Raw genomic sequence first — 22454 nt, 5'->3', positions numbered from 1 at the left:
GATTCGATAAAAATCCCGCCAGATTGCAAGCTTTGGAATGAGTGAGAAGAAGGAGTTAAGCCCATCTGAAGATGGAGAGTATCAATTGATAATGCATTTAATTTTTAATAAGTCAGGGTAAAAGTCACTCGTCATCTTAACTATCCTATGTTTAAAGGAGTCCAGTCTAAATCCCTCAAGACTAGCTACTCAAAAGACATTTCTCTCATCCCCTCTAACCCAACAGCTTGGCATAGGTTTATACTAATAACTTATCTCTTCTTAAATGAGTGATGACTTAACTGCTTTTAAAACATCTCAAGCGAAACCAACTTCACTTTACCCGATACACATTCTCTGCAAAATATGCATAATTGCATTGCCTTTAGCCTGCAAAGATTACATGGTTGACATATATATTTAAAATATCCTTTTTCCATGAAGTTTAAGAGTATTGAGTGAAAACAAAACGTTTTGTTGTTAGATCGTCTCTTTGTAAATTAGATTGACCTGCCCTTTGGATTGAACGATGTTAATCAAGAATTTTGGTTCAATAATTGCTTATGAATCAAGCTATTTAATGACAACACACACTATGTTACGTTTCTTATATATCGCTTACGCTTTTGTTGTAGCTTTCAACGTTGCAAGCATACATGCAGAGTCTAATGCCGACCCCTTATTTGGCAATATTCAATTAAAAAGACTGACTCTAAAAGATGCAACTACATTGCTGTCATTCAATAATAGAGAAATCATTTCCGCAAAACAGCTTGTTGATATTGCCGGGGCAAATATCAAGATTGCAGATCATGCGCCGAATCCCGTTTTAAGTCTTGCCACAGCGAATATTGATTTAAATCGTAATAAAGCCAACACTAACTATGCCATCACAAACAATCAAAATAGTTTGTTGAATCAAACCTATGACGCTTACATTATGTATGCGCAACTTTGGGAAAGGGGAGATAAACGAACTTTAAGAAAAAATGTAGCGGAAAGTGCTTTTAGTGCCAGCGAGTTGGATCTACAGGACACTTTTCGCCAACAATACTTGGCCTTGAAAAATGCGTACTATGATCTCAAGCTTGCGCAAGAAGTTTTACAAGTGCAGCAAGAAAACATTGCGTTATATCAGGCTATTCTTAAGGCCACAGAGTTAAGGGTAAAAGCGGGTGATGCCTCAACTTCAGACCTATCACGAATAGAGGTCGAGGTCATGCGAACCTCCAATGACCTTCGGCTAGCAGAGGCCAATGTTGAAAAAGCCCAAGCTAGTTTAGCTTATCTAATTGGCAGAGAGAACGAGTCTTCTGCAATCTTTGTCACTGAAATGTGGCCATCTTATAGTGAAGCGATTAAAGCCAATCTTGATAGCACTATCTTACAACAGCGCCCAGATGTGCTTGCCGCTGAAACACGCATTGGCCAGTCAACTCAGTCAATAAAATTAGCAGAATCTCTTAAAGTTCGCGATTTAACAATTACTGGTAGGTATGACCACTTTCCAGGGCAACAGACGGGTATGTTTACCAATACATTAGGCATCCAAGTCGATATTCCCCTATTCATAAACTACCAGTACGAAGGTGAGGTCGCTAGGGCTGAAGCAAGTTATCAGAATGCAATTACAGTCAAATCGCAAACTACAGCGCTAGCAATCGTTGAGCTCAAACAGTCACGCGCGAATTTAATCTCGGCTGCTGATCGATCCAAAAGGTTTGATCAGGACATTTTGACAAAAGCCGAAAAAAATGCAAATTATGCTGAGTTTGCTTACAGTCATGGGGCAAGTGGTGTGCTTGATTTACTAGATGCTAGACGAGTGCTCAGAGCATTACAAATAGAGGCTTTAACCGTCAAAGCTGATTACGCCAAGGCTTTATCAGCGTGGCAGGCTGCAAACTTTAGCGTTGATATGCGTGATAAATAATCTGGTTCAGCCATGCATTTATTTTCATTGGCTTCTATCATAAAAAAACCCAAGGCCTAACCTTGGGCTTTTAAATATAGTCAGAATTATTTAGTATCAAAGCAGAGCTAACTAATCTCCCGATACCGCCGGAATTTTGTGGATGCTCAAATCTGCACCATCAAACTCCTCTTCTGGGCCCAGGCGCAGGCCAACCAGTTTTTTGAGCAAGCCATAGACCAGCAAACCGCCCAGCAAGGCAATGACCACGCCAACCAGCGTGCCTAACAATTGACTCACCAGGCTCACGCTACCCAGCCCACCCAAAGTTGTGCTGCCAAAAATACCGGCAGCAATGCCCCCCCAGGCGCCACACAACCCATGCAGTGGCCACACACCTAAGACATCATCAATCTTTAGGCGGTTTTGCGTTAGGGTAAAGGCCCAGACAAACAAGACCCCGGCTACTGCGCCGGTGACGAGCGCACCGAGCGGATGCATGACATCCGAGCCGGCACAGACTGCCACCAATCCAGCCAAGGGACCGTTGTGGACAAAACCGGGGTCATTTTTACCCAGTACCAATGCCGCCAATGTTCCGCCGACCAGCGCCATTAATGAGTTAACAGCCACCAGCCCTGAAATCCCTTGTATGGATTGTGCGGACATCACATTAAAGCCAAACCAGCCTACGGTTAATATCCATGCACCCAAGGCAAGAAACGGAATATTGGAAGGCGGATAAGCATGCAATTTACCGTCTTTGGTATACCGCCCATTACGCGCACCCAATAACAACACCGCCGCCAGGGCGATCCAGCCGCCCATGGCATGCACGACAACCGAGCCGGCAAAATCATGGAAGTTAGCGCCAAAACTGGCCTTGAGCCAATCCTGAAAACCAAAATGACCATTCCAGGCAATGCCCTCAAAAAAGGGATAGATAAAGCCGACGATCAAAAAAGTTGCTGCCAATTGCGGGTTGAATTTGGCGCGCTCAGCAATGCCGCCAGAAATAATGGCAGGAATCGCAGCGGCAAAGGTGAGCAAGAAGAAGAACTTGACCAGACCGTAACCGTTTTGCACGGTCAGTGTTTCGGCACCATTGAAAAAATGGATACCGTAAGCAATGCCATACCCAACAAAAAAATAGGCAATGGTAGACACACAAAAATCCACCATAATTTTAACCAGGGCATTCACCTGATTTTTTTGACGCACTGTGCCGACCTCCAAAAAGGCAAAACCGGCATGCATTGCCAAGACCATGATGGCCCCCAGCAATACAAACAGGACGTCATTAGCTGTCACTAATGATTCCATTTCGCTCTCCGAATTCAATAATTATTGATTGGCGTTTTGTTTGAAAGACACGCCTTTTTAAAATGCGCAGGTTTCAAGCAAATATCAGGCCATCTTTAAGTGATTGATTTTAAAAAGAGTGGAGATTGGGCACTGGCAAAAACGCCCCAAAATAACTCAATCAAAAGTGCATTGCACATTATTGGTGCAAAATTAGGCATATTTAAACAAAACTACTTAAAGATGCTCAAATGCTGATGAATGAGGCATGCCATGCGAACTCATCGAGAGTTTGCGTCAACAAAAGCGGATAAAGCGGTGGATAACCGTATCGTCGTATGCCAATACGGAGGAGGGACAGACTTATATGATCTCGACCGGTTGCAATTGCTTGAGCATTTCGACCGCATCAGGATGCGCAGACCAGAAATAGTAAAATTCACGCACCGCGTTTAAAAATAGGTGACGGGTATTTTTGAGATTAAATAGCGGCAGGGTTGCGTCAGCGGTGATGCGGTAGGCGTTTTTTTCTGTGAGTGGTGCTTCACGCAAGCGCAACAACATGAGCTTTGCCATGCGCGTACGCAGTTCGATATCCATCTCCTGCTTGTGCTCCATGGATTTGAGCGCTTTGACGTAGCCGTTAAGCGGCCATAATTCTGCTGTTTCAAACTTCTCGGACTGCAACGCCGGCCAAACGGACTGCAAATCAATCACCGCGGGCTGCCAACCGATAGGATGTAATTCAAAGCCGACAGTATCGGCATATTGCATGACGGCTTTCACATCGCCACGCCAAAAAGGATAAAACTCGCGGATAATGGTCAGGATTTCTGGCCAGCGCTGGGCTTCTTTGTCGGCCAGACAATCGTCCACCGCTTGCCGGTAGACCGTGCTGCTGCACTCCTGGTCTTTTAATAGCGGCGTTAACTCAGCCAGCACCGCGTCGCGCTGTGCCATGATGGCAGCATCAGCGCCCTTGCTGTGCAATAAATTATAATAAGCTTGAATCGCATCTGCTTCGCGGCTTGAATTCATCGTTAACAACACTAAATAAGAATGAAATGAATATGAAACGGATTATTGGTCATCATACACTGAAAAAGATAATCGTCTTAAAGGAGAACAACGATGGCTGAATGGGCCTTATTAGCCATTTTGATGGCGGGCGCATGGTATTGGATGGATACGATTTCGAAACGTGAGATCGCGCTCAAGATTGGCCGCCAGTTGGCTGAGCGCTGCCATCTGCAGTTTCTGGATGAAACCGTGGCTTGCGCCCGCGTCGGTTTTGCAAGGGACGGCAATGGTCGCATGCAGTTACAACGCACGTATACCTTTGACGTCTCCAGCCAGGGCATTGAGCGCATGGCCTGTCATCTGCAATTGCGGGGCGGCCAATTGGTAGCCTGGCATATTCCGCCTTACGTCACCCAGTAAAACGCCATGGTGGTTGGCCGCTTTGCCCCTTCGCCTACCGGTCCCTTGCACTTTGGCTCACTGGTCGCCGCCGTCGCCAGTTACTGTGATGCTAAAAGCCAGGACGGCCGCTGGCTGCTGCGTATAGAAGATGTAGACACCACCCGCCGCGTCGCCGGCGCCAGCGCAGACATGATTCGCACCCTGCAGCATTATGGCTTTGTTTGGGATGAGGAAATCGTCTACCAAAGTGAACGCACCGAGCACTATGAGCAGGCCCTGGCGCAGTTACGCCACCGGGGCCTAGCATACCCTTGCACCTGCTCGCGCAAGGAGATTGCCGACAGCTCAACACAACTGGGCATTGAAGGTGCCATTTATCCTGGCACTTGCCTGCAACATCCCATTAAACCAGACACACCAGCTGCCTGGCGCTTGAAAACGCCTGCCATCAATATCGGCTTTGCAGACAGAATTATCGGCTGGCAGCAACATGCCATGGCCAGTGACATCGGTGACTTTGTGATCAAGCGTGCCGATGGTCTGTTCAGCTACCAGTTAGCCGTGGTCGTTGATGATGCCTTGCAAGGCGTGACCCACGTGGTGCGCGGTGCAGACCTGCTGCAGTCCACCACGCGGCAGATCTATCTGCAACAGTGCTTGGGCTATGCCACCCCAGCGTATGCCCATATCCCGCTGGTATTGAACGACCAAGGGCAAAAACTCAGCAAACAAACCCTGGCAACCGCTTTGCCGCTCGACAATATCCTGGCCACGCTCGTTGCCGCCTTTAACTTTCTACCCTATTTACCGCAACCGGTTCCCACTTTTTCAAACTTGCCTGCGCTGTGGCAATGGGCGACGGCCCATTGGCAACTCGGCCAGCTTGCTAGCGACTAGTACTCACGCTTATCCCGTGATTTGCTGACAAAACTTACAAAATTTATTGATAACCATTATCAATTAAGTTAATATTCGCGGCAATCATTGAGAGGATATTAATTTTATGACAATTAAAAATACCCAGAAAAATCCGTTCAGACCTCGTCCAACGCTGCTCTCGATCGGGCTGTTTTTTAGTAGCGCAATGCTATCCATGACCGCGTTAGGCGCCACTGAGCGCGAAACCGTCGAGTTACAAGAAGTTGAAGTCAAGGCAGAGAAAAAGAGTGACACCAAACCGGTCAAGGGTTACAACGCAAAACGCTCCACCTCCGCGACCAGAACCGATACCGAGCTGGTCAACGTACCGCAAGCCATTACCGTGATTACGCGCGACTTTATGCAAGACCAGTCCATGCAAAGCATCGCTGATGCTGTACGCTATGTGCCTGGTGTACAAGCGGCACAAGGTGAAGGTAACCGTGACCAGCTTGTATTACGTGGCAACCAGACTACGGGTGACTTATTTGTAGATGGCCTGCGCGACGACATTCAGACTTACCGCGACTTATATAACACTGACCGTATCGAAGTGCTTAAAGGCCCTAACGGCATGATTTTTGGCCGCGGCGGCGCAGGCGGTGTCGTGAACCGCGTCAGCAAAAAAGCCGGCTGGGATCCAGTCAGAGACCTCAGCGTGAGCTATGGCAGTTTCGATCACCGCCGTATCACCGCGGATTATGGTCAGGGGTTGTCCGAGGAATTAGCATTCAGACTCAATGCGGTGTATGAAAACTCCAACTCTTACCGTGATGGCGTGGAATTAAAACGCTACGGCATGACACCGACCTTTACGATCAAGCCGGGGGATAAAACCGAGATTGTTTTAAGTGCCGAATACTTTAAAGACGAACGCACTGCGGATAGAGGCATACCGTCTTTTATCGGTGGGGACAACAGCAACCTGAATAATCGTCCTTATCGCATCAAGGATTATGACAAGTTTTTTGGTAACGCAAAATTAAGCCCGACCGAAACAGAAACTGTCGCCTTTAATGCTGCCATCAGCCATGCCTTTGATAACGGCGTGCAGGTCAAAAACAGTACCCGTTTGGCCTACTACGATAAGTATTATCAAAACGTTTATGCAAATAGCAGTGTGACAACCGCCAATACCCTGCAATTAGGCGCTTATCGAGATGAGACAAAACGTGAGAACCTGATTAACCAAACTGATATTACCTATACAGCCAAAACTGGAAATGTAGAACATAAGTTGCTGGCTGGGACAGAGCTTGCTGCACAAGATACGACAAATAAGCGACTCACTCAGGGAACGAGTGAAAACTTAACTGGCAGCGTCTCGGCCGATAACCCTACAGTTTCCAATGTAGCCTTTAATGCAACCAGCCGCAATCAGAAAAGTGACTTTACCGTTGCCGCCATATACTTGCAGGATCAAATCGTTTTCAACCCCAAATGGCAGGCAGTCCTGGGCTTAAGACATGATCATTTGGAAACAAATTACACCGACTTGCGAACAGGTAACTTTGCCAATATCAATGTCACAAATAATCTGCTTTCACCGCGAGCCGGGCTGATTTACAAACCTACGACGGATAGCTCGCTATATGCAAGCTACAGCACCTCATATGTGCCGCGCGCTGGGGATCAGTTGATTGGTCTTACCGTGAGCACTCAAAGCTTCAAGCCTGAAAAATTCATTAATAAAGAAGTCGGCGCAAAATGGGATATCAACCCCAATCTGGCATTGACTGCCGCCATTTTTCAACTTGAAAGAGAAAATGTTTTGGCCGCAGACCCTACAAATACAGGTAACTCTATTCTGCTTGACGGCCAGGAAACCAAAGGTCTGGAAGTTGGCCTGAGCGGCAAGGTGACTGACCAATGGCAGGTCATGGGCGCATTCACGCTGCAAGAAGGTGAAATCACCAAACAGCAAGGCGCAGGCAACAGTGCGATCCTGGCTGGCAGCAATCTGGCAATGACACCTACCCGCACCTTCTCATTGTGGAATAAATACCAGATCAATGACATGTGGGCCGTCGCGTTGGGCATGGTCAGCCGCTCAGAAATGTATGCGGCCACCCCAACGGCGAGCCAAAGCACACTTCTGCCAGGTTACACGCGTTTTGATGCAGCGATTTTTGCCAAGTTAAGCCCGCAGTGGGATGCGCAAATCAATATCGAGAACCTGACTAACAAAGACTATGCCCTGTTTGCGCACAACAACAATAACATTACGCCCGGTGCGCCTTTAAACGCCCGTGCGACCTTGAACTATCATTTCTGATCTAGCATGCATGTGATTTTAGCCCGCCACTGTGCGGGCTTTTTTATTGCGGGTGTCAGACACGCCAAGCTTCAATGTTAAAATAACGGTCATGAAAAATGCACAACGCCCAGATCAACTGCACCCTTTTATTTTTGAACAGTCCGCCGTGCGCGGTAACTTTGTTCAACTCAATCAAAGCCTGTTCACTGCGCTTGCGCATCAGAGCCTGCCTGATGCGCTCAAAAGCGTGATTGGTGAATTTGCAGCGGCCAGTGTGTTGCTGACCTCTACCCTCAAAATGCAAGGCAAACTGATTTTGCAATTGCAAAGCAAAGGCGCCTTGCAGTTATTGGTGGTTGAATGCACTTCTGCTTTAAATATCCGCGCGACAGCCAAGGTCAGCGGCGAACTCAATGGCCCACATTTAACAGACTGGCTCGCACAAGGCCAGCTGGTGATTACCTTGATGCCTGAAACGGGCGAGCCTTATCAGGGCATTGTGCCGCTAGAAGGCGACAGCATAGCCAGCATGCTTGAAAACTACATGCTGCGCTCTCAACAGATTGACACCCGCCTGTGGCTGACCGCGGAGGCAAACCGCGCGGCTGGCCTGCTGTTGCAAAAATTGCCGCAGCAGCAAGAAAGTGATCTGGACTGCTGGAACCGTGTGCAACATCTGGCGGGTACTGTCACGGCCCCGGAGTTGTTGGATCTGGAAGCGGTCACTCTCTTGCAGCGGTTGTTTGTAGAAGAAGATGTACGGTTATTTAGCGGGCGCGAAGTGCAGGCGTTTTGTAGTTGCTCGCAAGCCAATGTCAGCAATATGCTGCAAATGCTGGGTCTGGAAGAAGTGCAAAGCATTTTGCAGGAGCAAGGCAGCATTGAGATTCAATGTGACTTTTGCCACAAACACTATGTGGTCGATGAAGAAGAAGCGCTCGCCTTGTTTGAGGCAGACAACTCGCCTGGCATCAAACACTAACCTGCGGCTATGTGCCCAGCCCGCGTTGGCGCTGGCATTCAAATAAGGCAATCGCGGTGGCTGCGGCCGCATTCAAAGACTCCAGGGCCAGTGTGCCCTGATGTGCCATCGGAATGGTGACACAGGTCTCAACCGCGGCTTGCAGCGCAGCAGAAACCCCAGCCCCTTCGTTACCCACCACAAACAAGACGGGCTCTTGCAGCGTTTGCTGATACAAGCTGGCGCCCTGCATGGTCAAAGCAAGGGTTTTGCCGGAAAAGCCCGCAATCACCTCCAGCGCATCCACGCTTTCCATCAGCGGTAAAATAAACTGTGCCCCCTGCCCGCCTCTGAGCGCTTTGGGCGACCAGGCATCGGTACAACCTTTGGTCAGATAGGCGGCCTGCACGCCTGCGGCCGCGGCCGTCCGCAAGATGCTGCCCAAATTACCCGGATCCTGGATATCTTCTATCACCAGTGCAAAATCACAGTGCGCGGGCAGCGTCGCAGCAGGAATATCCACCAAGGCCATCACACCACTACTGGATGCCACTGGCGCCAACTCGGCAAACATCAACGTAGGCAGCAGCATCGTATCCACATCCGTCAACTGCTGTATCAAGGCCGTCGCCTCGTCATTACTATGCCCTTCAGGAATAATCAGCAGCCTGGGTTCACCATAGACCTGATGGTAGGCTTCAATCAAATGCACGCCCTCCAACAGGGTAGACGCCGTTCTTTTGCGCTCACGCGACTGGTCGGCCAGCTTGCGCAATTGCTTGAAGACAGGATTATCGCGGGAGGTAATATGTTTAAAAGCCATGGCCGAATTATACGTGAATTGCGCGGCTGGCTGATTTTTGCCTGGAATCCATCCACAAACACGCGCCCAGCCCAAAGCTGCGCGCCATTCACGTATAATTCCTGCATGGCAAAAACACTTGATTTAGAACGTATCTTGCACAGGCAGGGCTTTGGCACACGCAAAATGTGCCGCATTTTAATTGTTAACGATGCAGTCACCGTCAATGGTGAACCCTGCGATGACCCGGACGCTAAGTTTGCGCTCGACAACAGCCTGCACTTCACGGTGGAAGGTGAGCCCTGGCAATACCGCGAGCATAGTTACCTGATGATGCACAAACCGGCGCATTATGAATGTACGCACAAAACCCAATTTCACCCGACCATCTATACGCTGCTGCCCAGCCCGCTGGTAGAGCGCGGAGTACAGTGTATCGGACGGCTGGATGAAGATACCACCGGCCTGATTTTGCTGTCAGACGATGGTCAGTTTATACACAAAGTCAGTTCGCCCAAACACCATGTACCCAAGGTATACGAGGTGACTTGCAAACACGCTTTGAGCACTGCCGATATGCAGCACCTGTTGGCAGGCGTGCAACTGATTGATGAAGACGAAACGATTGCTGCCTTGGCCGCCACACAGATCACAGAGACCGTGATACACCTCACGCTGGCAGAAGGCAAATACCATCAGGTCAAGCGCATGATCGCCGCCATCGGCAACCGCGTAGAAGCCTTGAAACGTATCAAAATTGGTCAACTTGCGCTACCAGAGACTCTGGCAGTGGGGGAATGGCGCTGGCTCACCGACGAGGATTTAATTGCCGTTCAATCCTGAACGATCAACAAAGGACCTTCATGATCTGGTTAGTACTGATAATTGCGGGATTGTTTGAAACCGCCTGGGCTATCGGTTTGAAGTATACCGAGGGATTCACCAAGTTTTGGCCCTCGTTCTGGACCATCGTGACCATGGTCATCAGTGTCTGGCTCTTGGGCGTCTGCGTCAAGCAACTGCCTGTCGGCACGGCTTATGCCGTCTGGGTTGGCATTGGAGCTGTCGGTACTGTGATCGGCGGCATCTGGCTATTTAATGAACCGGTATCTCCATTGCGCATCTTCAGCTTGTGCATGATTATGGCCGGCATTATCGGCCTCAAGCTGGCGGCGCATTAACTGCCAGCAAGCACTGGCATTAGCAAACTGGCAATTTTAAATCCTGTTGTGTGAAAGCCGGGCAACTTGAAACTCAAGCCGCCCCCAAGTCTGGATTTAACTACCGAGCAATTTTTGTGCTTTGGTAGTGGCGTTATTCGCCGTCTGTTTTTTAGAGTGTGAGACGTGATGTGTTTTTGTGGCCCCACTTTGCTGAGCCACGCAAGCGCCGCCTGCACTGCCTAAACCGGCACCAATCACCGCGAGTAACCTGCCACCACCCAAACCACGCCCCAGGATTGCACCGCCGGCCCCGCCCACGGCACCCCCCAACATCGTCGCAGGCTGTGCTTTGCCGCCATTGGCGACCACACTCCCCACGGCACCACCTACGGCGCCCCCGAGCACTTCGCCCGCGGGCCCCAGCATCACGGCACCAATGGCTGAACCAGCCAAGCCACCAACGCCACTGGCACCGACATTTTTGCTATTACAGCTTTGCGCCCAACTGGGGTTGCTGGCAATCAGCAAACTGACAGCAATCATCCATGTTTTCATGTCATGCTCCATTCAATGAAAAAAGGAAGAGGATCAAATAGACACTTGTACGACATGCGCGCTTAATCAACAGTCTTAATCGTGATCATGGTGTCTGTGTTTGTGGTGATGACGCGGACCTTTGTGTCGTTTGCCATAGCCACGCCCGGCATAGGGATCCGGCTCGGCTATCACTTTACCGACCACTGCACCACCTGCACCGCCAACACCGGCACCGACCACAGCGCCTGTAGTAGTACCGCTCACTTTACGCCCAACCATTGCCCCGGTGGCACCGCCCGCAGCCCCACCCAAAATGGCACCGGTCCGTCCCGCACGGCCTGTAGTGGCCGCACCACCCAGACCACCGCCGACAGCGCCGCCAATCACCTCACCGGTAGAGCCGCCTAACACGCTACCAACTGCAGTCCCGGCTGCTGCGCCCAGGCCGCCGCCAAGACCTGTTTCCAGATTATCTGCCATGACTGGTGTTGCGCATATGAACAACACACCCCAAATCAATTTTTTCATGTTGTATCCCTTGTTTGAATTTATGCTATTTTAAATGGTCTTTGAAAAACCATATATTGTTTATTGACTATATTGTTATGTTAACTAGCCGTCTCAGCCTCATTTGCATTTGCATCGTGTCAACTTGTCTCATCAGCTGCTCAGCGCCGATGCCCAGCCAGGCCGAGCAATCGATTGTCCGCAGCTTTGACCCTAACCAATACACCGGAACCTGGTATGAAATTGCCAGACTGGACAACCGATTTGAAAAAGGCTTGGAGCAAGTCACGGCCAATTACACCATCGAAGCGGATGGCACCCTCAAGGTAGTGAACCGTGGCTTCGATCCCCAGAAAAACGACTGGAGTGTCGCTACCGGCAAGGCCAAATTTGTCGATCCGGCCAATCCTGACGGCAGCCGTACCGGCAAACTAAAGGTGTCATTCTTCGGCCCTTTTTATGGTGATTACACCATCCTCGAAATCGATAAGCCTTATTACAACTATGCCTTGGTTAGCAGTGGCAGAGACTACTTATGGATACTCTCCCGCACACCACAACTCCCCTACCCGATCAAACAACATTTGATGGCCAAAGCCAAAGAATTGGGTTTTGCCACCGATCAGTTACTGTTCATCCGACAAGCCAACCAGGCCGAGTACGAATCCGGTAGACATGTGATGCCCCAGCATCAATAACTCCTGCCGGGACATCTCTGATACCACCGCATGGCCTTGTCCATCAGTTCATTGGGCATCCATCTGCTCAACAGCGCTGCCAGGTGCAGGTGGGGTATCCATCACTGTATCCATGCCTGCGGGCGCAGGGGCTGGCACCACTTCACCTGTGGTATAGCGCAACTCGCCCAGAACGGCATACACGCCTTCAGCCTGTTTGGCCAGATTAGTCACCGTTTCAACCTGCTCTTTGGAAGAAACCTGACCGCTCAGTTGAACCACACCATGGGTGTCAGAATTCACTTCAATTGCTGAAGCATCTACGCCATGGCTCTGCAACAGGGTTTTCACATTGTCGACCACCGTTTCGCTAGGCAAAAATTTATACATCGGTTCGCCTTGTGCCAGCGCATGGGTGCTGGCAAGACCCATTAAAGTTACTAAAGCACTCATAGTCAGATAACGGTTCATTTTCATGATGTTTCCTTTCATTTGTACACGTGATTAAGAGGGCGAGTTGTCCAAGCTGCAAAGAGGATGAATCTAACAACTACTTGTAGGACAACCCGCCAAACAAAAAAAGCAAGCTACATCATTGGGAGAGGATATGTAGCTTGCGAGGGGGTGTGAGTTAACCTTTCACCACAATAGCGTTTTTCACAGATTTAACGCCCTCTACACCAGTCACCAATTCTTCAGCCTTGGCTTTGAGAGAGGCATCTCCCACAAATCCACTCAGCAATACTTCGCCTTTATGAGTTTCCACGCTGATCTTGAGTGACTTCAAGGATTCTTCCTCGAGCAGTTTGGCTTTGACTTTAGTGGTGATCCAGCTGTCAGACATGGCGCCTTTAATGGCTTTCTGGCTGGTCTGTGTCTTAAGCTCTGCAAATTCTTCATAGCTCAAAGTGCCATCATTGTCGTGGTCAAACGCTTTGAAATCTTTTTTCTTTACGTTTTTGTCTTGCTGTATTTCTGCCCAGGTCAAGGTGCTGTTGCTATTCTTGTCCAAGGCCTTAAACTCTTCCTGATAGGGCTGTACGCCGTTTTGCACTTCGTCCAAATCGAACGCAAAGGCATTCACAGTGATTGTTGTTGCCAACAGGCTGCCAAAGATGATTGCTTGTTTATATTTTGACATTGACATTTGCGTCTCCTTATTTACGCACATCGCAAAGTAGTTGATGCGATGTGTAGCCATGTTACTGGCTGGGAGCGCAGGGGTCAGTCGTCCACCGACTGAATCCCTTGTCAGAATATGACTACAGCGTGCAAAACGCTGTATTAAGGAGGCTTAGTTGTTTGCCGGTTCGGCAGCGAGGAAAGGTAACATCACCCGCGTACTGGTGCCCTGGCCAGGCGTACTGGTGACTTCATAATGGCCGCCAATAGACTCCACCCGGTTGCGCATGCCGCTAATGCCGGTGTTACTACTGGTCAGACTACTCATGTCAAAGCCGATGCCATTATCGGCAATTTCAAGCTTGATATGCTGGTCGTCGTGCATCAGATGCACAGAAACGCCACTGGCTTGTGCATACTTGCTGCAGTTATTCAGGCTCTCTTGCACAAGGCGATAAATAATCAAACTCAAGGTCTCGTTCATCATGAGCTCTTGCTCGGGCATGATGATATCCATTTGCCAATGGTTACGGGCAGCGGCCTCATCAACCAGGTTTTGCAACGAGGCGATCAGACCAAAAGTCTTGATCATGGAGGGATGCAGGTTTTGCACAATCTCGCGTTTAAAGTTGATACTGCGGTCCAGGTATTGGTTGGTCTTTTTCAGCTTGTCGGTGATTTGCGGCGAGCTGTCTTTTAAGTATTTGATCGCCCAGGAAATATCCATTTTAATGGCTGTCAACAACGAGCCCAGCTCATCATGCAATTCGCGCGAGAGCTGATAGCGCTCACGCTCAATGTTAGTCTGTGCCTGCAGCGCCTGGCGTTGCAGGCTGACGGTTAGGGTCTGGATATTGCGCTCGTATTCGGCGTTCTCATCAGTCAAGCGTTCGTGCAGATTGGCTTTTTCTGCCAGTTCACGCAATAAACGGCGAATCACCAGTACCACCAGTGACACAAAGATCAACGGGCACGCCATGACAAACCAGCGCATCATGCGCCGCATATTGTTTCTCGCCTCGGCCAGTTCGTGACGGTAATCAGTGATTTCCTTCTCAAACTGGCGCGAGAGCATTTGTACGTTCGCACTTTCTTTAATACCAGAGTCCAGCTTGACCACGGCCAACGCCTTGTCGAACTGGTGCTTTTTGGCAAAATCAATGGTCACACTCATTTCGGCAGACTTTTTGGCAATGCTGTTGACCAGCTGGTTCATGATGTTTTGTATCGTGATGTGCTTGACCAGATTGGTGTGGTTCAACAGCGTATTAATGTTTTGCAGATGTTCGCTGATCTCCTGCGTCGCCTCGTCATAAGGCGCGAAATAGTTTTCCGAACGGGTGAGCAAGTAGCCGCGCTGCGCGCTTTCGGCCACAGAAAGACTGGCTTGTGTTTTCCACTCCTCCATCAGAAGCTGGTCCAGCTTGGTGAGCAGGTCTGTTTTTTCACGCGTATTGACGATCAAGCGATCGTTCACCACCAGCATGGCCGCAGCGAGCAATAAACTCACCGTCAGTAAAGCCACCGTATTACCGCCAAAGGTATCACTGATGACTTCCAGCCTGTCCAGCAAGGCCATCAATTGGGTTCTGATTTTTTGCATGCGGTTTACAAGGATAAAGATTGAAAGAAGGGTCAATCCAGCGTATTTTAATGTGCATTGTGAACAATACATTATCATCATAACGGGCTTGATGAGGATGGGCAATGTAAACATGCGTGATCAAGCCAAATAAGTATTGTCAGAGAATTCTGACCGTGTAATCGGTAGTGAGCCGATAGGTTCTCGCAGGCCGGGCAGTTAAGATGGCACCATATTGAAAACGCATCTTAATGCTCATATAACATCAAGATCGATTTCAACCATGCTGTATGACTTTTTAAAGGAGTTACAAAATGTTTAATTTTTCCAAAGACCATGTTGAAAATACAACGGATGATTTAGCTAAAAAATCTGACCAAGCCATTGAAGAAATTGCAGCGCAAGTCAAATCCACCGCCAATGATTTGCTGGACGCAGTCAATGACACGGCTGACACGACACAAGACAAGGCCAAGGCCTTGATTCACACCCTGAAAGCAAATATCGACCGTTTGACCAGCGAAGAAAATGCAGCAGCATTGGCTTCTAACCTGTCAGCGAAAGCAGGCCGTGTGAAGGATCAGGTACAGCGTGAAGTCAGCGATACCTATCACACCATCAAGGACAAAACCGCTGACACGGTGCAAGAGCATCCACTGGGTACGGTACTGGTAGCCGCTGGCGTCGGTTTGCTGATAGGATACCTGTTGGGCGCCAAGCGTCGCGAATAATTAAGGAAATCTATGTGGTTAAACCTCCTGAAATTTGTGGCTGTACTGTTTCTAGACCGTAAAGTCTCGGCATTGAAGGATAATTTCATCAATTTGCGCCATCATGTGGCTGACTATACCGAAGACAGAGCGCAACACATGAAGCAGGATTTTCTGGAGGAAACCCAACGCATGGCTACCAGCATTGTCGGCCTGCTGGTGGTCTTCAGCATGTTTATTTTTACCGGCTTGCTCGGGTTGATGTGGCTGTTTTCCATCTTGTGGGAGAATCCACATCGCACCTTGATTCTGGGGCTGGTGATGCTGGTTCCTGCCGCCATCGGACTGATTGTGTTTTTGGCAGTGCGTGCACAGTGGTATAAAAAACCCTTGTTTGCAGATTCGCTGTCAATGATCAGTCATGACTGGCAGGTATTCCGCAACGAGATTGCGCCACCGCCACCGGCAACACCTGAAGATGAGGGTGGCGAAGCAGATCATACTGAAAAACCGGCTTCTGACACCCCAAAACAATAAGAGAACCACATGAAAAGAATTCTTTTGGTAGATGATCACAGTATTGTTCGTGATGGTTTACGTAACCTGATTGAGCTTGAGTCTGACCTGCAGGTCACCGGAGAAGCAAGCTCAGGCTCAGAAGCCATCCAGCTGGTACGCAAAAACGAGTTTGATGCCATGGTACTGGATATATCCATGCCGGATAAAAATGGGGTCGATACGCTGCATGAGCTTAAGCACGTCGCCCCGACCTTGCCGGTGCTGGTGCTGAGCGGCTATTCTGAAGACCAGTATGCATTGAACCTGATGCGTAACGGCTGCAAGGGCTATTTATCGAAAAATGCGGATTCAGATGAAATCATTCAGGCCATCCGTACCATTGCCAGCGGCAAACGCTATATTTCGGCCGAACTGGCAGAGCTGATGACCAATGAACTGAGTCATCCTTCGGAAAAGCAGTTACATGAAACCCTGTCCGACCGCGAGTTTCAAGTATTCGTCAAGCTGGCTGCGGGGCAGACCCCAACGGCCATTGCAGAGGAGCTCTTCATCAGTATCAAGACCGTGAGCACTTATCGCAGTCGCATTCTGGAAAAAATGGCCATGAAATCAAATGCTGACCTGACATACTATGCCATTAAATATGGGCTACTTAACTAAAGAAAAATCACTAACAAGGCGCCCTTTTGTCATGTCAGCATTCAACTTGCTTAAATTAGATCACCCAGGGAGTCATTGGTGAGATTGTTATGTATAGATTATTGTTAGTTGAAGATTCTGCGTTGATCCGTGATGTCATTGTGGAAATGCTGCAAGACTGTCAGCAGCTTGATATCCAGGATGTCGCCACCACCAGTGATGAAGCGATCAACCTGCTCAATGCCCATGAGTACGACATGGTCGTGCTCGACATTGAGCTGGCCAAAGGCACGGGCTTTGATGTAGTCAGGCATACCCGCCAGCAGACCTACCCTTACAAGACGCCTGACATTGTCATGTTGACGAATCATGGCAACAGTTACTATCGTAATCTGGCGCAAAATATGGGCGTAGAGTATTTTTTTGACAAGTCCTTGCAGTTTGATGAGTGCATAGACATCATTCAACAGCGTGCCAGCCAGATCAACTAACTACCTTTCTTAACCCTGGCCGGACCCGGCCTGAAACACTGCGGTGCTTTGATGTCTTTAGAAACCTGGGAATTACTGAGCTATGTGGTCACCGTGGTCGGCTTGCCGCTGGCCATTGTCACGTTTGTGCTTGAACAGCGCAAAGAGCGCGAAAATGAAGATGAAGAGGTCTACCAATTACTGGCGGACAACTACACGGATTTTCTCAAGCTGGTGATGGCTCACCCTGACCTGCAATTGCGCTCCAACCGCGAATCCCTGGCACTTAGCGCCGAACAGGAGGAGCGCAAACTGGTGTTGTTTGAGATCCTTATTTCACTGTTTGAGCGCGCCTATTTGCTGGCTTACGATCCCGACATGCGTGGCAAACGCTTGCGCCGCTGGATGTCGTGGGAGGATTACATGCGTGAATGGTGCCAGCGTGAGGATTTCCGCCAGCACCTGCCACGACTGCTGGTCGGCGAAGATGCTGATTTTGTCGCCCACATTAACCAGATTGCACAGGAAGTCGCCTCTGCGCAGGCGCGCTAGACCAACAGCTGATGACGCTTTCCAACGAGACAGTTCAACCGCTATTTTTTGATGGCGGTGAGTTTAAAGCCCGCCTGCCTGAAGGCCTGTAACAAGCCATTTTTACCGGCCAAATGCGCCGCGCCAACGGCAATAAACACACTGCCTTGTCGCGCCTGCTCCAGACTACGCTCGGCCATCACCACATTGCGTTCGTCCAGCAACTTGACGCGCATGCGTTGCCACAAAGCGGCCGGCAAAATGCCACGCGTCATGGCATCATCCATATTCGCGACCTGATCGGCATCCCCCGCCAGATAAGCCTTCATCAACCGTTCAAAGTCTTGCTCCTTTTGCTTTTGGCTGCGTTTGAGCACCGCACGCAACATGAGCAACTGCTCATCCATGGACAAACTATCCATGACCCCAAAATGCGCTTGCGCACTTTCTAATCCCACAATACGTTTGTCGAACTCCTCTGCTTTAGCTTTAAGCAACAGATCTTGCGCAAACGGCGTTTGTGGCTTGGGCAAATCAAACATGACTGCCAGCAACCAGGGTTTCATTTTGACCACCGCATCCATCGGGATCACGTGCATGTCTGCCAGCGCAGCGACCTGCTGCAATTCTGCTTCCGAGATTAACTGTTTCAAATTGCCTTCTGGCATTTGCAAAAGACTCACTGGCGGCGCCTCTGCTACCTCCAGCATAAACATATTCACATTTTTAAGCGCCTGAATCACTGGCGCTGAAAAGTTGGTGACCCGGTTATCGTCGGTATGCATAGTGCCAAACAGGTAACTGACCTGGCCATTGGGCGCCTCCAGCTGCCAAAACAGGCCTTTCTCAGCCGCTTGCAGCAGTGGGGTTACCATCAATAAACACAGGGCGAACAAACGGACACTTCGCATCAAATTCCTCACTTTTTGTGATTAGCTAAACAGTTGCAAACCCTCAGCAACCGGCATTGTGACATCGTCTCACAAATACATATCCGCTGCCATGATTGCAAGGCATCAGGCCGTCATTGCCAGCCCCCACGCCGAGGGCTACCATAGGCAGGTAGCTCCATGATCGAGCACTCAAGGATACAGCGACACTTCCCCCTCAACCCCGGAGACAGCCAGATGAAAAGCAACAAACGTTTGATTGTTTTATTTGATGGCACCTGGAACGACCCGCAAGACCTGACCAACGTCTACCAACTCTCGACCTTAATCGAAGCCAAGGATGGCGACATTGAACAGCGTTTTTTCTATGAACCTGGCGTGGGGACCGGCACCGGCGAAAAGTTGCGCGGAGGACTATTTGGGTATGGCTTGAGCAAAAACCTGCTTAAAGGCTATGACTGGCTAGTCAGGCGCTATCAGGCAGGCGATGAAATTTGGGTGTTTGGCTTTAGCCGTGGCGCGTATACGGCCAGAAGCCTGGTCGGCTTGATCCGAAAATGCGGGTTACTCAACACCAGCACACCAGATTTGCTCGCACGCGCTGAAGCGCTCTACCGCGACAAATCCGCTGCACCAGAAAGTCCCCAGTGCCTGGCGTTCAGGCAGACCTACAGCCAGGAAGTCCGTGTCCATTTTCTGGGAGTTTGGGATACCGTCGGCGCGCTCGGCATCCCCGGCACCATGATTTCAGAGCAGGGATTTTATGCCTGGCATGATACCGAGCTGTCAAAAATTGTTTCTTATGCCTACCATGCGATGGCAATAGACGAACACCGTGACGCTTATAAAGTAGCGATGTGGACCAATGCGGGTGGCCAGCAAAAACCTGAGAACATTGCGGTGGAGCAGCGCTGGTTTATCGGCGCGCATGCCAATGTCGGCGGCGGTTATGGCCATGACCCGCTGGCCACCATTGCACTGGGATGGATGCTGGACAAAGCCCGTGCCGCAGGCCTTAAACTGAAACCGTTTTCAGTGGCCTCTAATGCCTGCTTATCCAGCCCCAGAGATGCATACAAAGCGTTTGCTTATGGCCTGTATGCTTTGTTCAAGGGCTTGTTTAGCAAAGGCGATGGTAGATTTTACCGGCCTTATCGTGGCAGCCCAGTCACGCCCTCCCCCGACGTAGCCAATGCGCTGCAAGCCCTGCCGGTGACGGCGGTTAACGTAACGCTGGATAGTTCGGTAGCAGAAAAATGGCTGGCACAAGCCGATTATCGCCCGCCTACGCTGCTCAATGCCGGCATAGTGCCGACGCAAGCGGCACGATAATCCATCAATGTTTTTTGCTGCGCGGCGCGTGCTTTTTCGGGCTGGCAAAGCTTTTGGTCTGGTTAAAGCCTTTAGCTAATGGCTTGGCCTGGAAGCGGCTGCCGTCCGATTGCACGATTTGTGGCAACACGGCAGGCTGGTACGCGGGCACCAGGTGCTTTTTACCATTGCCAATCAAATCCGCTCTGCCCATTTTCTTCAAGGCTTCACGCAGCATCGGCCAGTTTTGTGGATCGTGGTAGCGGATAAACGCTTTGTGCAATTTGCGGATATTGCCTGCTTTAGGGACGGGCACGGTTTCAGAATCCGCCGTCACTTTACGCAGCGGATTTTTACCGCTGTGATACATGGCTGTGGCCATCGCCATCGGCGTCGGCGTAAAGGTTTGCACCTGATCCAATCTAAAATCATTACGCTTGAGCCACAAGGCTAGATTGAGCATGTCTTCATTGGTGGTGCCTGGATGTGAGGCAATAAAATACGGGATCAAATACTGTTTTTTACCCGCCTCGGCGCTAAAGCGCTCAAACATGCGCTTGAACTCATCATAGGCGCCCATGCCAGGCTTCATCATTTTGCTTAGCACATTCTCTTCAGAATGTTCAGGCGCAATCTTGAGATAGCCGCCCACGTGATGCTGCACCAGCTCTTTCACATACTCGGGCGACTTTACGGCCAGGTCGTAACGCAAGCCGGAACCGATTAAAATCTTTTTGACACCGCGCAGGTTGCGCGCCTTGCGATACAACTGAATCAGCGCAGAGTGATCGGTATTGAGGTTTTCACATACGCCCGGATAGACACAGGACAACTTGCGGCAATTCTTTTCGATTTCCTCAGACTTGCAAGAGAGGCGATACATGTTGGCGGTCGGCCCCCCCAAATCCGAGATCACGCCCGTGAAGCCATCCACCTTGTCGCGGATTTCTTCAATTTCACGCAAAATCGAGTCTTCTGAACGGCTTTGGATAATGCGGCCTTCATGCTCGGTAATCGAACAAAAAGTACAGCCGCCAAAGCAGCCACGCATGATGTTGACCGAGAAGCGGATCATTTCCCAGGCCGGGATTTTGGCATCGCCATAGGCCGGATGGGGCTTGCGGGCATAAGGCAAGTCATACACATAATCCATCTCTTTGGTCGTGAGTGGAATCGGCGGCGGATTGAGCCAGACCTCCCGGTTGCCATGCTTTTGTACCAGTGCCCGTGCATTACCTGGGTTAGACTCCAGATGCAACACGCGTGAAGCATGCGCATACATGACAGGATCACTCACCACCTCTTCATAAGACGGCATACGGATTACCTGACGTTCGCGCGGCACTTTGGCAGCTTTCAGCGGTAAAGGCAAGCTGATCGCCGCGGCATTGGCGTCTTTCGCCTGATCATCCGTTGCGCAACTGGCATCGGCTTTGCCCATTTTCATCGCATAGGGGTCTTCGTGCTTATCCACCACCCCTGGCCGGTCGAGACGGGTAGAGGGCACTTCCACAAATTCATCTGGCACTTGCTTGCGGATAAACGCGGTGCCACGAATATCCTCAATCTCATGGATCGCTTCTCCACGGGCAATACGGTGCGATAGTTCGACAATGGCACGCTCGGCGTTTCCGAACACCAGCAAGTCCGCCTTGGCATCCATCAGGATAGAACGACGGACTTTATCTGACCAGTAATCATAGTGCGCTATGCGGCGCAGGCTGGCTTCAATACTGCCAATCACCAGCGGCACATCTGCATAGGCCTCTTTACAACGTTGAGAGTAAACCAGTACCGCGCGATCAGGACGCTTGTTGGCCTCGGCATTCGGCGTATAGGCATCATCCGAGCGTATCTTGCGGTCCGCGGTATAGCGGTTGACCATGCTATCCATATTCCCGGCCGTGACGCCAAAATACAGATTGGGTTTACCCAGCACTTTGAACGGTTCTGCCGACTGCCAGTCTGGTTGCGCAATAATGCCCACACGAAAACCTTGTGCCTCAAGCAAGCGGCCAATCAGGGCGACGCCAAAACTTGGATGGTCAATGTAGGCATCGCCGCTGACCAGAATAATATCGCAGCTATCCCAGCCCAATGCATTCATTTCGGCGCGACTCATGGGCAGCACGGGGGCGGTGCCAAAGCGTTTCGCCCAATAAGGACGGTAACTTTGAATGGGTTTGGCAGTGAGGGAAGTATAGATTTCCACGCGGGTAACCAGCTAATGCTTGAGAGTTGCG

General features: G+C 50.1%; 24 protein-coding genes. 14 read left to right on the top strand and 10 right to left on the bottom strand.

The genetic code is table 11. The features are described from left to right. Window positions 1-508: 508 nt before the first annotated feature. On the top strand, window positions 509-1912 hold the full coding sequence (locus tag ACT53C_RS13710) for a TolC family protein (protein WP_476146864.1): 1404 nt from the start codon (window positions 509-511) through the stop codon (window positions 1910-1912). A gap of 111 nt (window positions 1913-2023) precedes the next feature. On the opposite strand, the gene ACT53C_RS13705 is transcribed toward ACT53C_RS13710, so the two are convergent. Then, the gene (locus ACT53C_RS13705) at window positions 2024-3214 is read right to left on the bottom strand and encodes an ammonium transporter (protein ID WP_476146862.1); all 1191 of its coding nucleotides are present in this window, start codon (window positions 3212-3214) and stop codon (window positions 2024-2026) included. Between the two features lie 342 nt (window positions 3215-3556). Then, window positions 3557-4231 (bottom strand): hypothetical protein, encoded by a 675-nt coding sequence (locus ACT53C_RS13700; RefSeq protein WP_194747321.1) that lies wholly within the window; start codon window positions 4229-4231, stop codon window positions 3557-3559. A 93-nt stretch (window positions 4232-4324) separates the two neighbouring features. On the opposite strand from ACT53C_RS13700, the gene ACT53C_RS13695 reads away from it, so the two are divergent. From ACT53C_RS13695 to hslO, 4 genes are all read left to right on the top strand, one after another. Beyond that, window positions 4325-4633, top strand: coding sequence for a DUF3301 domain-containing protein (locus ACT53C_RS13695; protein ID WP_194747322.1), 309 nt, complete (start codon window positions 4325-4327; stop codon window positions 4631-4633). A gap of 6 nt (window positions 4634-4639) precedes the next feature. Next, on the top strand, window positions 4640-5512 hold the full coding sequence (gene gluQRS / locus ACT53C_RS13690) for a tRNA glutamyl-Q(34) synthetase GluQRS (RefSeq protein ID WP_476146859.1): 873 nt from the start codon (window positions 4640-4642) through the stop codon (window positions 5510-5512). Between the two features lie 106 nt (window positions 5513-5618). Continuing rightward, on the top strand, window positions 5619-7808 hold the full coding sequence (locus ACT53C_RS13685) for a TonB-dependent receptor (RefSeq protein ID WP_476146857.1): 2190 nt from the start codon (window positions 5619-5621) through the stop codon (window positions 7806-7808). 91 nt (window positions 7809-7899) lie between these two features. Next, the gene (hslO, locus tag ACT53C_RS13680) at window positions 7900-8772 is read left to right on the top strand and encodes an Hsp33 family molecular chaperone HslO (RefSeq protein WP_476146855.1); all 873 of its coding nucleotides are present in this window, start codon (window positions 7900-7902) and stop codon (window positions 8770-8772) included. A 7-nt stretch (window positions 8773-8779) separates the two neighbouring features. Here the strand turns inward: hslO and ACT53C_RS13675 are convergent, their stop codons facing one another. Further along, entirely contained in the window at window positions 8780-9574 is a 795-nt protein-coding gene (locus tag ACT53C_RS13675; RefSeq protein WP_476146853.1) for a TrmH family RNA methyltransferase, read from the bottom strand. 105 nt (window positions 9575-9679) lie between these two features. Here ACT53C_RS13675 and ACT53C_RS13670 point away from each other — a divergent pair, with 105 nt between their 5' ends. Both ACT53C_RS13670 and sugE read left to right on the top strand, forming a co-directional pair. Beyond that, a complete protein-coding gene (locus tag ACT53C_RS13670) occupies window positions 9680-10396 on the top strand; it encodes a pseudouridine synthase (protein WP_313983424.1) in 717 nt (238 codons plus the stop codon). A gap of 20 nt (window positions 10397-10416) precedes the next feature. After that, on the top strand, window positions 10417-10734 hold the full coding sequence (gene sugE / locus ACT53C_RS13665) for a quaternary ammonium compound efflux SMR transporter SugE (protein ID WP_194747328.1): 318 nt from the start codon (window positions 10417-10419) through the stop codon (window positions 10732-10734). A gap of 96 nt (window positions 10735-10830) precedes the next feature. On the opposite strand, the gene ACT53C_RS13660 is transcribed toward sugE, so the two are convergent. Both ACT53C_RS13660 and ACT53C_RS13655 read right to left on the bottom strand, forming a co-directional pair. After that, the gene (locus ACT53C_RS13660) at window positions 10831-11271 is read right to left on the bottom strand and encodes a bacteriocin (RefSeq protein ID WP_476146851.1); all 441 of its coding nucleotides are present in this window, start codon (window positions 11269-11271) and stop codon (window positions 10831-10833) included. A gap of 75 nt (window positions 11272-11346) precedes the next feature. Then, a complete protein-coding gene (locus tag ACT53C_RS13655) occupies window positions 11347-11781 on the bottom strand; it encodes a hypothetical protein (protein WP_194747330.1) in 435 nt (144 codons plus the stop codon). 149 nt (window positions 11782-11930) lie between these two features. On the opposite strand from ACT53C_RS13655, the gene ACT53C_RS13650 reads away from it, so the two are divergent. Further along, window positions 11931-12458 (top strand): lipocalin family protein, encoded by a 528-nt coding sequence (locus tag ACT53C_RS13650; RefSeq protein WP_194747559.1) that lies wholly within the window; start codon window positions 11931-11933, stop codon window positions 12456-12458. A 48-nt stretch (window positions 12459-12506) separates the two neighbouring features. Here ACT53C_RS13650 and ACT53C_RS13645 read toward each other — a convergent pair whose 3' ends face one another. The 3 genes from ACT53C_RS13645 to ACT53C_RS13635 form a co-directional block, all read right to left on the bottom strand. Then, a complete protein-coding gene (locus ACT53C_RS13645) occupies window positions 12507-12914 on the bottom strand; it encodes a BON domain-containing protein (RefSeq protein ID WP_228518674.1) in 408 nt (135 codons plus the stop codon). A gap of 154 nt (window positions 12915-13068) precedes the next feature. Then, window positions 13069-13584, bottom strand: a complete 516-nt coding sequence (locus ACT53C_RS13640) for a BON domain-containing protein (RefSeq protein ID WP_313983409.1) — start codon at window positions 13582-13584, stop codon at window positions 13069-13071. A gap of 147 nt (window positions 13585-13731) precedes the next feature. Then, on the bottom strand, window positions 13732-15162 hold the full coding sequence (locus ACT53C_RS13635; protein WP_476146848.1) for a sensor histidine kinase: 1431 nt from the start codon (window positions 15160-15162) through the stop codon (window positions 13732-13734). Between the two features lie 293 nt (window positions 15163-15455). Between ACT53C_RS13635 and ACT53C_RS13630 the strand changes: the two genes are divergently transcribed. The 5 genes from ACT53C_RS13630 (at window position 15456) to ACT53C_RS13610 (ending at window position 18031) form a co-directional block, all read left to right on the top strand. Further along, complete coding sequence (locus ACT53C_RS13630) at window positions 15456-15872, top strand: ElaB/YgaM/YqjD family protein (protein ID WP_194747333.1); 417 nt, start codon at window positions 15456-15458, stop codon at window positions 15870-15872. A 12-nt stretch (window positions 15873-15884) separates the two neighbouring features. Continuing rightward, window positions 15885-16388 (top strand): phage holin family protein, encoded by a 504-nt coding sequence (locus tag ACT53C_RS13625; protein WP_476146845.1) that lies wholly within the window; start codon window positions 15885-15887, stop codon window positions 16386-16388. A 9-nt stretch (window positions 16389-16397) separates the two neighbouring features. Then, complete coding sequence (locus ACT53C_RS13620; RefSeq protein ID WP_194747335.1) at window positions 16398-17030, top strand: response regulator; 633 nt, start codon at window positions 16398-16400, stop codon at window positions 17028-17030. An 89-nt stretch (window positions 17031-17119) separates the two neighbouring features. Next, the gene (locus ACT53C_RS13615; protein WP_476146843.1) at window positions 17120-17500 is read left to right on the top strand and encodes a response regulator; all 381 of its coding nucleotides are present in this window, start codon (window positions 17120-17122) and stop codon (window positions 17498-17500) included. Between the two features lie 51 nt (window positions 17501-17551). Beyond that, window positions 17552-18031: a hypothetical protein gene (locus ACT53C_RS13610; RefSeq protein ID WP_379077149.1), complete on the top strand. Its 480-nt coding sequence runs from the start codon at window positions 17552-17554 to the stop codon at window positions 18029-18031. A gap of 41 nt (window positions 18032-18072) precedes the next feature. Here ACT53C_RS13610 and ACT53C_RS13605 read toward each other — a convergent pair whose 3' ends face one another. Further along, window positions 18073-18921 carry a TraB/GumN family protein gene (locus ACT53C_RS13605; RefSeq protein WP_476146841.1) on the bottom strand — a complete coding sequence of 283 codons (849 nt, stop codon included), beginning with the start codon at window positions 18919-18921 and terminating at the stop codon, window positions 18073-18075. Between the two features lie 216 nt (window positions 18922-19137). Between ACT53C_RS13605 and ACT53C_RS13600 the strand changes: the two genes are divergently transcribed. Continuing rightward, window positions 19138-20232 carry a DUF2235 domain-containing protein gene (locus tag ACT53C_RS13600; RefSeq protein ID WP_476146839.1) on the top strand — a complete coding sequence of 365 codons (1095 nt, stop codon included), beginning with the start codon at window positions 19138-19140 and terminating at the stop codon, window positions 20230-20232. A gap of 4 nt (window positions 20233-20236) precedes the next feature. Here the strand turns inward: ACT53C_RS13600 and ACT53C_RS13595 are convergent, their stop codons facing one another. Then, window positions 20237-22423 carry a YgiQ family radical SAM protein gene (locus ACT53C_RS13595; RefSeq protein ID WP_476146837.1) on the bottom strand — a complete coding sequence of 729 codons (2187 nt, stop codon included), beginning with the start codon at window positions 22421-22423 and terminating at the stop codon, window positions 20237-20239. Window positions 22424-22454: the final 31 nt, after the last annotated feature.

The sequence above is a fragment of the Methylophilus sp. DMC14 genome, from assembly GCF_056314085.1.
The sequence above is the reverse complement of the archived record's forward strand: the minus strand, read 5'-3'. Positions and strand labels throughout refer to the sequence as shown.

What these genes read in the sequence shown, in the direction of transcription:
- ACT53C_RS13620 (WP_194747335.1), top strand. Translation starts at nt 16,398, where the DNA reads ATGAAAAGAATTCTTTTGGTAGATGATCACAGTATTGTTCGTGATGGT.
- ACT53C_RS13640 (WP_313983409.1), bottom strand. Translation starts at nt 13,584, where the DNA reads ATGTCAATGTCAAAATATAAACAAGCAATCATCTTTGGCAGCCTGTTG.
- ACT53C_RS13610 (WP_379077149.1), top strand. Translation starts at nt 17,552, where the DNA reads ATGTCTTTAGAAACCTGGGAATTACTGAGCTATGTGGTCACCGTGGTC.
- gluQRS (WP_476146859.1), top strand. Translation starts at nt 4,640, where the DNA reads ATGGTGGTTGGCCGCTTTGCCCCTTCGCCTACCGGTCCCTTGCACTTT.
- ACT53C_RS13670 (WP_313983424.1), top strand. Translation starts at nt 9,680, where the DNA reads ATGGCAAAAACACTTGATTTAGAACGTATCTTGCACAGGCAGGGCTTT.
- sugE (WP_194747328.1), top strand. Translation starts at nt 10,417, where the DNA reads ATGATCTGGTTAGTACTGATAATTGCGGGATTGTTTGAAACCGCCTGG.
- ACT53C_RS13710 (WP_476146864.1), top strand. Translation starts at nt 509, where the DNA reads ATGTTAATCAAGAATTTTGGTTCAATAATTGCTTATGAATCAAGCTAT.
- ACT53C_RS13630 (WP_194747333.1), top strand. Translation starts at nt 15,456, where the DNA reads ATGTTTAATTTTTCCAAAGACCATGTTGAAAATACAACGGATGATTTA.
- ACT53C_RS13655 (WP_194747330.1), bottom strand. Translation starts at nt 11,781, where the DNA reads ATGAAAAAATTGATTTGGGGTGTGTTGTTCATATGCGCAACACCAGTC.
- ACT53C_RS13625 (WP_476146845.1), top strand. Translation starts at nt 15,885, where the DNA reads ATGTGGTTAAACCTCCTGAAATTTGTGGCTGTACTGTTTCTAGACCGT.
- ACT53C_RS13650 (WP_194747559.1), top strand. Translation starts at nt 11,931, where the DNA reads ATGCCCAGCCAGGCCGAGCAATCGATTGTCCGCAGCTTTGACCCTAAC.
- ACT53C_RS13660 (WP_476146851.1), bottom strand. Translation starts at nt 11,271, where the DNA reads ATGAAAACATGGATGATTGCTGTCAGTTTGCTGATTGCCAGCAACCCC.
- ACT53C_RS13615 (WP_476146843.1), top strand. Translation starts at nt 17,120, where the DNA reads ATGTATAGATTATTGTTAGTTGAAGATTCTGCGTTGATCCGTGATGTC.
- ACT53C_RS13675 (WP_476146853.1), bottom strand. Translation starts at nt 9,574, where the DNA reads ATGGCTTTTAAACATATTACCTCCCGCGATAATCCTGTCTTCAAGCAA.
- ACT53C_RS13645 (WP_228518674.1), bottom strand. Translation starts at nt 12,914, where the DNA reads ATGAAAATGAACCGTTATCTGACTATGAGTGCTTTAGTAACTTTAATG.
- ACT53C_RS13600 (WP_476146839.1), top strand. Translation starts at nt 19,138, where the DNA reads ATGAAAAGCAACAAACGTTTGATTGTTTTATTTGATGGCACCTGGAAC.
- ACT53C_RS13605 (WP_476146841.1), bottom strand. Translation starts at nt 18,921, where the DNA reads ATGCGAAGTGTCCGTTTGTTCGCCCTGTGTTTATTGATGGTAACCCCA.
- ACT53C_RS13635 (WP_476146848.1), bottom strand. Translation starts at nt 15,162, where the DNA reads ATGCAAAAAATCAGAACCCAATTGATGGCCTTGCTGGACAGGCTGGAA.
- ACT53C_RS13695 (WP_194747322.1), top strand. Translation starts at nt 4,325, where the DNA reads ATGGCTGAATGGGCCTTATTAGCCATTTTGATGGCGGGCGCATGGTAT.
- ACT53C_RS13705 (WP_476146862.1), bottom strand. Translation starts at nt 3,214, where the DNA reads ATGGAATCATTAGTGACAGCTAATGACGTCCTGTTTGTATTGCTGGGG.
- ACT53C_RS13685 (WP_476146857.1), top strand. Translation starts at nt 5,619, where the DNA reads ATGACAATTAAAAATACCCAGAAAAATCCGTTCAGACCTCGTCCAACG.
- ACT53C_RS13700 (WP_194747321.1), bottom strand. Translation starts at nt 4,231, where the DNA reads ATGAATTCAAGCCGCGAAGCAGATGCGATTCAAGCTTATTATAATTTA.
- hslO (WP_476146855.1), top strand. Translation starts at nt 7,900, where the DNA reads ATGAAAAATGCACAACGCCCAGATCAACTGCACCCTTTTATTTTTGAA.